We start from the raw sequence: 12,004 nt of genomic DNA on the forward strand, positions 1-12,004 counted from the left end.
CACGCCGAGCCGCCAACGTCAAGAACGATCGTTCTTTCTTGAGCTAGAGTTGAGGCATGCGGATCGCGACGCTGCCGAAGGCGAAGGACTCAGAAGCCCGCGACCGGCTGCTCAGGACCGCCTCGATGATCTTCTACTCCGAGGGCATCAACAGCGTCGGCGTCGACCACATCGTGTCCGCCGCCAAGGTGACGCGAGCGACGTTCTACCGCCACTTCCCGAGCAAGACCGACCTCGTCCTCGCCTATCTGCAGGCGGCCCACGACGCGATCGAGGCCCATCGGCCCGAGCCCACGCTGGAGGCCCTGACCGCCGACGTCTGCGGGCAGATCGGGCGGCCCGAGTTCCGCGGCTGCGCGTTCATCTGCGCCGCCGCGGAGTTCGAGGACCCGGAGCACCCCGTCCGCCGGGCCGTCGCGGCGCACCGCGAGTGGTACCTCGGCGTCGTCCGTGACGCGCTCGGCTCCGACGAGGCGGCACGGCGCTTCGTGATGCTGCGTGACGGCGCGTTCGTCGCCGGCCACCTCGGCGACGCGGAGCTGGCCATCGAGACGTTCCGCCAGAGCGTCTAGCCGACCCGGCGCTCGCGGCCCTCCCAGAACGGCTCGCGCAGCCGCGCCTTCAGCAGCTTCCCCGCCCCGGACTTGGGCAAGGGCTCGTCCGAGAACGTGATCGAGCGCGGGACCTTGAAGCCACCCAGCGACTCGCGGCACCAGGCAATCAGCTCCTCCTCCGACACCCCGGCGCGCGCCACGACGACCGCGTGGACGGCCTCACCCCAGCGCTCCGACGGGACGCCGAAGACCGCGACCTCGTCAACACGAGGATGCTGGGAGAGCACCGCCTCGACCTCCACCGAGTACACGTTCTCGCCGCCCGTGATGATCATGTCCTTGGCGCGGTCGACCATGAAGAAGTAGCCCTCCTCGTCTTCACGGGCGAGGTCGCCGGTGCGGTACCAGCCGTCGACCAGAGCCGCCTCCGTCGCCTCGGGCCGGTTCCAGTAGCCGAGCATCACGTTCGGACCGCGCACCCATAGCTCGCCGACTTCGCCGCGCGCCGCCCGGACCTCGGCCTGGACACCCGGGACGACCCGGCCCATCGAGGACGGCCGCGAGGTGTGGTCCGCGTGCGAGAGCCGCGTCACGGTCGGCGCCGCCTCGGTCATGCCGTAGAACTGGACGACGTCGCAGTCCGGCAGCCACTCGAGCACGCGGCGCTGCAGCTCCGGCGAGATCGGCGACGCGGCGTACTGGAGGTGCCGCAGCGACGACACGTCGAAGCCCGAAGCCTCCTCGAGCAGCATCGCGAGCATCGTGGGGACGAAGACGCTGTGCGTGATCCCGCGCGAAGCGATCGTCTCCAGCACCGAAACCGGCTCGAAGCGCGGCAGGATCACGGACGTCGCGCCGACCCACACGCACGCGAAGACGTTGGACGTGCCCGCCACATGGAACATCGGGCACACGTGGAGCCACCGATCCTCGCGCGCATGACCCGTCACCGCCAGGTTGTGCAGCGCGTTCGAGAGCAGGTTCCGATGCGAGAGCATCACGCCCTTGGGCGTCCCGGTCGTCCCGCCGGTGTAGGAGATCGCCGCGAGCGAATCCTCCGCCACGCCCGGGAACGCGCACTCCGGGCCTGTGACGAGCGCCTCGTAGTCGACGAGCGGCACGCCGAGCTCCGCCGCCCGCGGATCGTCGCTGATCAGCGCCTCGAGCCCCGCGTCCCGAACCATGAACGCGAGCTCGTCCAGCGAGAGCCGGTAGTTGAGGTCGACCAGGACCTTGCCGAAGGCCGGCAGCCCGAGCCAGCACTCCAGGTGCGCACGTGAGTTCGGGCCGAGGTAGCCGACGCGCGCGGCGTCGAGCCCGCCCAACGCGCGCACGCGACGCTCCAGCTCGCCATAGGTGACGGACCGATCGCCGTCGACCACGGCCACCTCGCCCGCGAACAACCGCGCCGCCCTCGCCAACGGCCAGGACAGATCGCTCATAGCCCCAGGAGCCGTGCCGCGTTCTCCTTCAGCACCAGCGGGCGCACCTCCTCGCGGATGTCCAGCTTCTCGAAGTCCGAGAGCCAGCGGTCAGGCGTGATCAGCGGGAAGTCGGAGCCGAACAGCATCTTGTGCCGCAGCTGCGTATTCGTGTACCGCACCAGGTTCTCCGGGAAGTACTTCGGCGACCAGCCCGAGAGGTCGATATAGACGTTCGGCTTGTGCACGGCGATCGCGAGCGCCTCGTCCTGCCACGGGAACGACGGGTGGGCGAGGATGATGTTCAGGCCCGGGAAGTCGGCCGCGACGTCGTCGACCGCCATCGGGTTGGAGTACTTCAGGCGCACGCCCCCGCCGCCCGGCATCCCCGCCCCGATCCCGGTCGTGCCGGAGTGGAACAGCGCGATCAGCCCTGCCTCCTCGATCACCGCGTAGAGCGCGTAGAACTCGCGATCGTTGGGCCAGAACGCCTGCGTGTTCGGGTGGAACTTGAACCCGCGCGCGCCGCGCTCGATCCACTCGCGCGCCTCCCGCACCCCGAGCTTCCCCTTGCGCGGGTCGACCGACGCGAACGGGATCAGCACGTCGGGATTGCGCGAGGCCGCCTCCAGCACCTCCGCGTTGCCGAGCCGCCGCCGCCCCATCCCCGCCTCGTCGTCGACGGTGAAGATCACCGCCGCCATGCGCCGCTCGCGGTAGTAGTCGGCCACCTCCTGCGCCGTCGGCTGCGGCGGCGAGCCCCCGAAGTACTTGCCCGCCGCCTCCAGCACTTCCGCGGTCACCGGGTCCTGCGGCTCGCCGTCGTTGCGCTCCGCGTGGGTGTGCACATCGATCGCGACCAGCTCGTCGACGTTCACGACAGATCCAGCTCCGGCAGGCGCACCCCGAACGGCTGCGGCTCGAACGACCGCACCGCATCGGCGATCGCGTCCGCGGTCCACCCGCCTTCGCGCAGCGAGAACGCCACCTCGGCGGGGTGCGAGTACAAAGAGAGCCGGTCGCCGCCGATCCCGAGCGCCTGCCCGGTCACCCCCGAGGAAGCCTCCGAAGCCAGGTAGACGACCAGCGGCGCGCAGTCCGACGCCGGCCCCAGCGCATGCTCCTGCCGCACCTCGCGCGGGAACTCGTCCCGCCCGACCAGCGGCGCGTACAGCGGGATCGTCTCGGTCATCGCCGTCCACGCCGTCGGCACCACCGCGTTGACCGTCACGCCCGCACGACCCAGCTCCATCGCCCACGTCCGCGCGAACGCGACGACCCCCGCCTTGGCCGCCGCGTAGTTCGTCTGCCCGAAGTTGCCGTACTGCCCGGCGGGCGACCCCACCACGATGATCCGCCCACCCGAGCCCTGCTCGCGCAGCCGCACCGCCGCCGCCCGCGCGCACGTGAAGGTCCCGCGCAGGTGCGTCTCCACGACGAGGTCGAAGTCCTCGTCGGTCATCTTCCACAGCACCTTGTCGCGCAGCACGCCGGCGTTGGTGACCATCACGTCGAGCCGGCCGAACGCCGACACCGCCGTCTCGACGAGCGACTCCGCGGTCTCCGCCGACCCGACCGCGCCCGAATGCGCCACGCCCCCTACGGCCGCGGCCACCTCCTCGGCGCCGGCCACGTCGTTGACCACGACCGAAGCCCCCGCCGCCGCCAGCGCCTCCGCGTACGCGCGCCCCAGCCCGCGCCCCGCGCCGGTGACGACCGCAACCTTCCCGTCCAGCCTCATGCGTAGTACCGGAACAGGCAGTCGGCGACGAGCGCCGGGCGCTCCTGGTCGCGGACCTCCAGCGTGAGCGTCACCTTCACCTGCATGCCTCCCCGCACCTCCTCCACCTCGGTCACCTCACCGACGCCGCGAAACGCGGCGCCCACGGGCAGCGGCGCCGGGAACCGCAGGCGGTCCATCCCGTAGTTCACGCCCGTCGCCCCCGAGACGTCAAGCAGCTCCTGCGAGATCGGCGCGAGCAGTGCGACGCTCAGGTAGCCGTGCGCGATCGTCCCGCCGAACGGGGACGCCGCGGCCCGCTCGGGATCGACGTGGATGTAGTTGTGGTCCTCGGTGACGTCGGCGAACTCGTTGACGCGCTCCTGCGTCATCGGCTGCCAGTCCGTCGGCCCGAGGCGCTGCCCGGCCAGGCCGGGCAGCTCTTCCAACGTCGGCATCAGAACGAGTAGCCCTCGGCGTCGGCGGCCTGCGACGGCTCGCCCAGCGCCTCCAGCCCGCCCGGCGCTTCCTTGCTCACCTTCGCGATGTACACGAGGTTGCCGGGAGGCGAGGCCGGGTCGCTGAAGTCCAGCGTTCCCGCGACCACGCCGCCGGTGTCCAGCGCCGTGAGCGAGTGCAGCGCGTCCAGCACGCCCTTGCGCGTGAGGTCCTTGTTCTCGCACGCCTTGGTCAGCGCGGCGTCCGCGATCTGCGCCCCCGCGTACGCGTACAGCGAGCCGTTCGAGGACGGTGTGCCCTCGGGGAACTTGGCCTCGTACTCGCTCAGGAACTTCGTGACGCCCTCGCTCTGCACCGACAGCGGCGCCATCGAGGAGACCACGTGGTAGTTCGCGGCCAGCGCGTCGGCGGCCGGTGTGGTGAGCAGCTGCGGCGTCCAGCCCGGGCCGTTGGCGACGATCGGCACGTCCAGCTTCTGCGACGCGGCCAGGCCGGCCAGCGAAGCGGCCTGCGGCGGCGCGGCGCTGAACAGGATCGCCTTCACGCCCGCCTTCTTGAACGCCGAGACCTGGCCCGTCATGTCCTGGTCGGCCGGCGTGATCTTCTGCTCGACGAGCTTGAGCCCGTGCTTGTCCGCGGCGAACTTGGAGCCCTTGAGCGCGTTCTCCCCGTAGTCGCCCTCGAAGTACAGGTGGCCGACGGTGTCGCCCTCCTTCAGGCCCTTCTGGGTGAGGAGGAAGTCGACGGCGTTGATGGCCTCGATGTCGTAGGTCGTGCCCGCGATCGCGACGTTCTCGTTCGGGAGGATGTCCGACGTCCAGCCGGCGAAGTTCAGGAACATGCCCTCCTGCTGGACGTTGGGCAGCAGTGCGCTGACGATCGAGGAGCCGAGCACCAGGCCGAGCCCGACCACGTCGCCGCTCAGCTGCTGATAGGCGGCGACGGCCTTCTGCGGGTCGTAGCCCGTGTCCTGGACGGAGACCTTGATCTGGCGCCCGCAGATCCCGCCCGCCTCGTTCTTGGCGTCCCAATAGAGGTTCGCGCCCTCCATCATCGCCTTCCCGTTGGGCGCGAACACGCCGCTGAGGTCGGGGAGATAGCCGAGCGTGATCGTGTCCGCCGTCGTCCCCGGACCCGTCTTGACTGCAGCCTCCCCACCGGCCGCCTCGCCGCCCGCACTCTCGTCCGCCCCGCCCTTGCCGCACGCCGCCACCGCGAACGCGAGCACCACCGCGACCAGTCCGAGACGCCTCATACAACCCTCTCCTTTCGGTGGACGAGCCCGGCGAGCCCGTCACGGGCGAACAGCAGGACGGCGACGATCGCCGCGCCGTACAGCAACCGGCTGAGCTCGGCGGCGCCCACGCCGCCCGAGCCGGGTTCAGCGAGCAGCGGCAGCGAGCCGCTGTAGTGATTGAGGATCAACGGGAGCGCGGTGACGAACACCGCGCCCGCCGCGGCGCCGCCGACCGAGCCCGCGCCGCCGATCACGACCATCACGAGGAAGTCGACGGACAGCAGGAAGCCGAACGACTCCGGCACGATGCGCCCGAACGCGAGCGCCATCAGCACGCCGCCGAGCCCGGCGTACATCGAGGACACCGTGAACGCCGCCGCCTTGTAGCGGACGACGTCGATGCCGTTGGTGGCGGCCGCGACCTCGCTGTCGCGGACCGTGGCGAGCGCCCGTCCCGGACGCGAGCGCACGAGGTTGCGTCCGTACCAGAGCGACACGGCCACCAGCACGAGCCCGAGGTACCAGAGCTTCTCGAGCGGCCCGTACGGCACGCCGAGCACGACCATCCCGTCCGCGCCCGTGAACTCGAAGCCGAGGACGGAGAACGGCGGCACGGCGATCCCGCGGTAGCCGCCGGTGATGCCGGTCGCGTTCTGGAGGATGTGCTGGCCGAGGAACACGAGCCCGAGCGAGGCCAGCCCGAGGTAGATCCCGCGCACGCGGCCGGCGATCGGTGAGAACAGCGCGCCCGCCAGGCCCGCGAGCAGCACCGCCGCGACGACCGCGAGCAGCGGCGGGATCTTGTCCGCCAGGTACGCGTAGCCGTAAGCGCCGACCGCGACGAAGAACGCGTGCGCGAGCGACAGCTGGCCCGCGATGCCGACCAGGATCGTCAGCCCGATCGCGGCGATGATCGCCGCCATCGCGAAGAGGCCCGTCTGCAGCCAGAAGCTCTCGAACCAGATCGGCACCGCCGCCAGCGCGACGATGACGACGGCGTAGATCGCCAGGCGCCTAGACACGGGTCAGCTCCCGCGTCCCGAACAACCCGGACGGGCGGATCAGCAGCACGAGCAGCATCACCGCGAACGGCGCCACGCCGCCGAGCCCACGGCCGAGGAACGACAGCTCCTCCTGGTAGCCCGCGGTGAGCACGGAGACGACGCCGATGATCAGCCCGCCGATCACCGCGCCGCCCGGCGAGTCGAATCCGCCGAGCACGACCGCCGGGATGCACGCCAGCGCGAGCACGCCGACGCCGCCGGTCACGCCCGCGGCGGGGAAGCTCGTCAGGAACAGTCCGCCGACCGCCGCCAGCGCGCCCGCCAGCGCCCACGCCGCGGCGGCCACGCGGTTCAGCCTGATGCCCATCAGCGACGCCGTCTCGCCGTCCTCGGCCGCGGAGCGCATGGCGATCCCCCAGTCCGTGAACTTGAACGCCGCCCAGAACCCGGCGACGAGCACCGCCGCCACGCATCCTGCGACCACGCGCGAGGTGGCCACGCGGATGCCGAAGAGCTCGGTCACGTGGTTGCCCCACGGCGCGCCGATGTTCAGCACGTCGGTCCCGATCCGGCGCGAGAGCTCGGTCGCGAGCAGGATGTCCACGCCGAGCGTGAGGATCGCCAGCGTGCCGAGGTCGGCGCGGCGGATGCGGCGGATCAGGACGACGTCGATGAGCACCGAGCACGCCGCGGCGGCCAGCAGCCCGACCGCCACCGCCGGCCAGAACCCGAGCGACTCGTGCAGCCGGGCGATCACGTACGCGCCCAGCAGCAGCACGGACCCCTGCGCGAAGTTGATCACGTGCGTGGCCTTGAAGACGGTCACGAAGCCGAGCGCCACGAGCGAGTAGATCGCGCCGAGGAACAGCCCGCCGACCAGCAGCGTCACGAACTGGTTCACGCCGCGCCTCCCAGGTACGCGCGCAGCACCTCCGCGTCGCGCTGGACCTCCGCGGGCGTGCCGTCGGCGATCCGCTTGCCGAAGTCCAGCACCGTGACCCGGTCGGCCATCCCCATCACGAACGTCATGTCGTGCTCGACGAGCAGGACGGAGATGCCGAGCTCCGCGCGCGAGCGGGTGATTGCTTCGGCCATCGCCGCCGACTCGTCGCGGACCATCCCGGCGACGGGCTCGTCGAGCAGCAGCAGCTCCGGCTCGGCGCACAGCGCGCGGGCGAGCTCGACCCGCTTGCGCGTGCCGTAGGAGAGCGTCCCGACCGGCCGCTCCAGCTCGGTGAGGCCGAGCAGCTCCGCGATCTCCCGCACGCGCGCCTCGTGCTCAGCCCGCTCGCGCCGCGCGGCCGGCAGCCGCAGCCCGTCGGCCAGAAAGCCGCTGCGCATCAACCGGTGACGCGCGACCAGCAGGTTGTCCAGCACGGACACGCGCGGCGAGAGCGCGATGTTCTGGAACGTACGCGCGACGCCCAGCGCGGCGATCCGGTGCGGGCGGAGCTTGGTCAGCTCACGCCCGCCGTACCGGACGGACCCCGCCGTGGCCTCGTAGACGCCGGAGAGCACGTTCAGGCAGGTCGACTTGCCCGCGCCGTTGGGCCCGATCAGCGCGTGCAGGGAGCCGGGCTCGACGGTGAAGGAGACGTCGCTCAGCGCGGCGAGCCCGCCGAAGCGCACCGACAGCGCCTCGACCTCCAGCGGCTGCGCGTGGCTCTCCACCCGTTCCGCCGTGCTCGTCGCCCTCGGCACGCCGAGGTAGCGCTCCTTGACCGCCTCGCTCTCGGCCAGCTCGTCCGCCGTGCCCTGCAGCGCGACCTCGCCGACCTCGAGCACGACCGCGTGGTCGGCGACGGACAGCGCCATCGCCGCGTTCTGCTCGACCAGCACGACCGTCACGCCGCGGTCGTTGATCTCGCGGATGACCTCGCCGACGCGCTCGACGATCTTCGGCGCCAGCCCGAGCGACGGCTCGTCCAGCAGCAGCACCTTGGGCGAGGCCATCAGCGCGCGGCCGATCGCGAGCATCTGCTGCTCGCCGCCGCTCAGGAGACCGGCGCGCTGCGTCGCCCGCTCGCGCAGGATCGGGAACAGCTCGTCCACCCACGCGCGCGCCTCCGCCCGCGCCGCCTTGTCGGGCGCGGCCAGCCCGCCGGCGCGCAGGTTCTCCTCGACCGTGAGGTTGGAGAACACGCGCCGTCCCTCGGGCACCTGGACGAGCCCGCCGCGCGCGATCGCCGCGGCGTCGCGTGGCTGCTCACGGCCGGCGAAGGCGATCGTGCCGCCGGTGACCGCGCCGTTCTGCGCGGGCAGCGTCCCGGAGAGCGCGCGCAGCAGCGTGGACTTGCCGGCGCCGTTGTTGCCGAGCACGGCGACCACCGAGCCCTCGGGCACGGACAGCGAGACGCCTCGCAGCGCCTGCACCGCGCCCGCGTAGCTCACGCGCAGGTCGTGCACGTCCAGGACGGCCGGGGCCGTCACGGCCACTTCCACCACATCTCTCTCCTCGCCGGTGGACCTGCGAGGAGAGTATTCGGCTACCTGATGACTGTCAACGCGGACCGAACCCGGCGCCGAGCCGGTAGACCGCGTTCACGAGCGCTTCCAGGAGCTGCTCGCGGCCGGCCTCGTCGAGGTCGGCGAGCATCGCGTTCTCCATGTGGTTGACGGCCCGGTCGCAGGCCGCCAGCACCTCGCTCCCGCGCGCCGACAGCGACACCTCGAGCACCCGCCCGTGGTTCGCGGCGGGGGAGCGGACGATGTAGCCGTCGGCCTCCAGGGCGTTAAGCACTTCGGCCATGGACTGCGGTGTGACGTACACGCGGCGGGCGAGCTGGGCGTTCGAGAGCCCGGGCCGGTCGCGCAGGATCGAGAGCGCCGTGTACTTGGGCACGGTCAGCCCGAACGGCGCGACAAGCGCGCCGATCTCACGCCGGATCGCCCGGTCCAGACGACCGATGACGTACCCCACGTGGGGGCTGACGACGCGCGGTTCCGAAGCCACGCGGCGACAGTACTGGACACGAGGAGTATTGTCGAAACCGAGTCTCAGGCCACCTGTCATCTGGGGAGAGGAGAGGGCCATGGTCGTCCGTGTGTCCGCGGTCGCCGTGATGCTGGTTCTGGGCGGCGCGAGCGCCGCGCACGCGAGCGGGGTCCATTCGCTCGAAGTGCTGTCCAACCGGGCGGATCTCATCTCGGGCGGTGATGCGCTCGTCGCGGCGAGCGTCACCGGCCCGGTGACCGCCGACCTCGACGGCGCCGACGTGACGAGCGCGTTCGCGGTCCGGCCGAGCGGGCGGCTCGAAGGCCTCGTCACCGGGCTGAAGGTGGGCGAGAACGTGCTGACCGTGCGCGACGCCTCTGGCGCGGGCAAGCGGATCACGATCACCAACCACCCGATCGGCGGCCCGATCTTCGCCGGCCCGCAGGTCACGCCCTACGCCTGCAACCCGAACGCGTCCACGCCCCCGCTCGGCGCGGCGACCGACGCGCAGTGCAACGCGCCCACGCGGGTCGAGCTGCTGTACCGCAACGCGGCCAACCAGTTCGTCGCCTACGACCCGGCCGACCCGCCGGCCGACGTGCAGCCGACGACCACCGACCGCGGCCGGACCGTGCCGTTCGTCGTCCAGCGCGTGACCGGCACCGTGGACCGCGGGATCTTCCAGCTGGCCGTGCTCGTGGACCCGGCCAAGCCGATCTCCCCGTGGTCGGCCGACCAGCCCTGGAGCCGCAAGCTCCTCTACACGTTCGGCGGCGCGTGCGGCACCGAGCACCGCCAGCTCGCGCCCGCGGGCGTGCTCGGCCAGGTCCAGGCGCTGGGCACCGGCTTCGCGGTCGCGACCTCGAGCCTGAACATCTACGCCAACAACTGCAACGACGTGGTCAGCGCCGAGGCGGCGATGATGACCAAGGAGCTCGTGGTCGAGCGCTACGGCCCGCTGCGATACACGATCGGCACCGGCGGCTCGGCGGCGACGATGCAGCAGCACCTGCTCGCCGAGAACTACCCGGGCCTGCTCGACGGGCTCATGACGAGCCAGGCGTTCGAGGACCACTTCACGCAGGTGCAGGGCTCGCTCGACTGCCGCGTGCTGATGCACTACTTCTGGCCGACGAGCCCGCTCTCGAACCCCGGCCACGCCGCCGCGCCGCCGAACGCGCTGTTCCCGACCGCCGCGTCCAGGCAGCCCGTGTGGGGCTCGAACCCGACCAACCCCGACAACCTGTGCGGCCAGAAGGTGCTGGCCTTCGGCGCCGACCGCACGGAGCTCGTCCCGACCGGCAACGTCGCCTGCGGCCTGCAGCCCGCGCAGGTCTGGCACCCGGTGAGCAACCCGACCGGCGAGCGCTGCGGCATCGCCGACTTCATGCGCGCGATCTTCGGCGTCACCGTCACGCCGGACGCGCCCAACGGCAAGGGCAAGCTCGCGGTCGACAACGTCGGCGTCCAGTACGGCCTGGTCGCGCTGCAACGCGGGCAGATCACGCCCGCGCAGTTCGTCGACCTCAACGCGAAGGTCGGCGGCATGGACATCGACGGGAACTTCATCGCGCAGCGCACCGTGGCCGACCCCGACGCCGTCCGGATCGCCTACGAGACCGGCCGCATCAACAGCGCGACCGGCGCGGCGCGCCTCCCCGAGATCGACAACCGCACCGGCGCGCAGATGGACGACACGGGCTTCCACCCAGCGTTCCACTCGTTCACGTACCGCGCCCGGCTGGACCGCTCCAACGGCGACCACGCCAACCAGGTCATCTGGCTCTCGCGCACGGGCGGGACCGTGCCCAACCAGTTCGACGCGATGCGCCAGTGGCTGGACACCGGCGTCAAGCCCACGCGCGACGCCTGCTTCATGGCCGGCGGCGTCCAGGGCGACCTGAGCTGCAACGGCACGTGGACCGCCTACGGCAACCCGCGGCTCGCGGCCGGCGTCCCGTACACGCTCGACATCGTCAAGTGCCGGCTCAAGCCGCTCGCGCGCGCCGACTACGGCGTGAGCTTCACGGACGAGCAGTGGGCGGCGCTGCAGGCCGCGTTCCCGGATGGCGTGTGCGACCACGCGAAGCCGGGCGTGTCGCAGCAGCCGCCGAAGGCGCGCTGGCTCACCTTCGAGGACGGACCGGGCGGCCGCGCGCTCGGCGCTGCGCCGAGCGCGTCGGAGTTCGTTTCCGGGACGGTCGGCGGCACCGTGCCCGCCACGCTCGCGCTGAGCCTCGCCCCGGCGAGCTTCGGCACCTTCGTCCCCGGCGTCGAGCGCGACTACACGGCGACCACGAAGGCGACCGTCACGAGCACGGCCGGTGACGCTGCGCTCTCCGTCTCCGATCCCGGCTACCTGACCAACGGCGCGTTCACGTTGCCGGAGCCGCTGCGCGTGGAGCTCGCGAAGACGACGTGGACCGCGCCGACCGCCAACGAGGACGTCGCGGTGACGTTCAGGCAGCGGATCAAGCCCACCGACCCGCTCCGCACGGGTTCCTACTCGAGGACGGTCACCGTCACCCTGACGACAGTGACGCCGTAGTTCGGCCCGCGGTGCCGATCACCGGGGAACATGTCGTACCCGAAGACGCGCCGCGCAGCGCGTATCACCGCGGCTGCGATCGGTGGCGTCCTCACCGCAGCCCTTGCCGTTCCCAGCGGCGCCTCT

The 12,004-nt window shown here is 71.7% G+C and carries 11 protein-coding genes and 1 pseudogene; 2 read left to right on the plus strand and 10 right to left on the minus strand.

Translation table 11 applies throughout. From position 1 onward, the window contains the following. Positions 1 to 56: 56 nt before the first annotated feature. On the plus strand, positions 57 to 572 hold the full coding sequence (locus OJ997_RS04985) for a TetR/AcrR family transcriptional regulator (RefSeq protein WP_270023940.1): 516 nt from the start codon (positions 57 to 59) through the stop codon (positions 570 to 572). On the opposite strand, the gene OJ997_RS04990 is transcribed toward OJ997_RS04985, so the two are convergent. The 10 genes and pseudogenes from OJ997_RS04990 to OJ997_RS05030 form a co-directional block, all read right to left on the minus strand. Continuing rightward, a complete protein-coding gene (locus tag OJ997_RS04990; RefSeq protein ID WP_270023941.1) occupies positions 569 to 1,996 on the minus strand; it encodes a class I adenylate-forming enzyme family protein in 1,428 nt (475 codons plus the stop codon). The genes OJ997_RS04985 and OJ997_RS04990 overlap by 4 nt on opposite strands. Further along, on the minus strand, positions 1,993 to 2,853 hold the full coding sequence (locus OJ997_RS04995) for an amidohydrolase family protein (protein WP_270023942.1): 861 nt from the start codon (positions 2,851 to 2,853) through the stop codon (positions 1,993 to 1,995). Before OJ997_RS04995 ends, OJ997_RS04990 begins: the two co-directional genes overlap by 4 nt. Beyond that, entirely contained in the window at positions 2,850 to 3,716 is an 867-nt protein-coding gene (locus OJ997_RS05000; protein ID WP_270023943.1) for an SDR family oxidoreductase, read from the minus strand. The genes OJ997_RS04995 and OJ997_RS05000 overlap by 4 nt, the downstream gene beginning before the upstream one ends. Next, positions 3,713 to 4,153: a MaoC family dehydratase gene (locus OJ997_RS05005; protein WP_270023944.1), complete on the minus strand. Its 441-nt coding sequence runs from the start codon at positions 4,151 to 4,153 to the stop codon at positions 3,713 to 3,715. The genes OJ997_RS05000 and OJ997_RS05005 overlap by 4 nt, the downstream gene beginning before the upstream one ends. Next, positions 4,153 to 5,409, minus strand: a complete 1,257-nt coding sequence (locus tag OJ997_RS05010; RefSeq protein WP_270023945.1) for an ABC transporter substrate-binding protein — start codon at positions 5,407 to 5,409, stop codon at positions 4,153 to 4,155. Before OJ997_RS05010 ends, OJ997_RS05005 begins: the two co-directional genes overlap by 1 nt. After that, entirely contained in the window at positions 5,406 to 6,413 is a 1,008-nt protein-coding gene (locus OJ997_RS05015; protein WP_270023946.1) for a branched-chain amino acid ABC transporter permease, read from the minus strand. Before OJ997_RS05015 ends, OJ997_RS05010 begins: the two co-directional genes overlap by 4 nt. After that, positions 6,406 to 7,296 (minus strand): branched-chain amino acid ABC transporter permease, encoded by an 891-nt coding sequence (locus OJ997_RS05020; protein WP_270023947.1) that lies wholly within the window; start codon positions 7,294 to 7,296, stop codon positions 6,406 to 6,408. Before OJ997_RS05020 ends, OJ997_RS05015 begins: the two co-directional genes overlap by 8 nt. After that, the gene (locus OJ997_RS38050) at positions 7,293 to 8,066 is read right to left on the minus strand and encodes an ABC transporter ATP-binding protein (protein ID WP_372517866.1); all 774 of its coding nucleotides are present in this window, start codon (positions 8,064 to 8,066) and stop codon (positions 7,293 to 7,295) included. The genes OJ997_RS05020 and OJ997_RS38050 overlap by 4 nt, the downstream gene beginning before the upstream one ends. A gap of 255 nt (positions 8,067 to 8,321) precedes the next feature. Further along, a pseudogene (locus OJ997_RS38055) lies at positions 8,322 to 8,840 on the minus strand (ABC transporter ATP-binding protein); the annotation flags it as partial. 55 nt (positions 8,841 to 8,895) lie between these two features. Beyond that, positions 8,896 to 9,348: a MarR family winged helix-turn-helix transcriptional regulator gene (locus tag OJ997_RS05030; protein ID WP_270023949.1), complete on the minus strand. Its 453-nt coding sequence runs from the start codon at positions 9,346 to 9,348 to the stop codon at positions 8,896 to 8,898. A gap of 79 nt (positions 9,349 to 9,427) precedes the next feature. Here OJ997_RS05030 and OJ997_RS05035 point away from each other — a divergent pair, with 79 nt between their 5' ends. Beyond that, positions 9,428 to 11,878, plus strand: coding sequence for a DUF6351 family protein (locus OJ997_RS05035; protein ID WP_270023950.1), 2,451 nt, complete (start codon positions 9,428 to 9,430; stop codon positions 11,876 to 11,878). The last annotated feature ends 126 nt before the right edge of the window (positions 11,879 to 12,004 follow it).

The sequence above is a fragment of the Solirubrobacter phytolaccae genome (assembly GCF_027587195.1).
Lineage (GTDB): Bacteria > Actinomycetota > Thermoleophilia > Solirubrobacterales > Solirubrobacteraceae > Solirubrobacter > Solirubrobacter phytolaccae.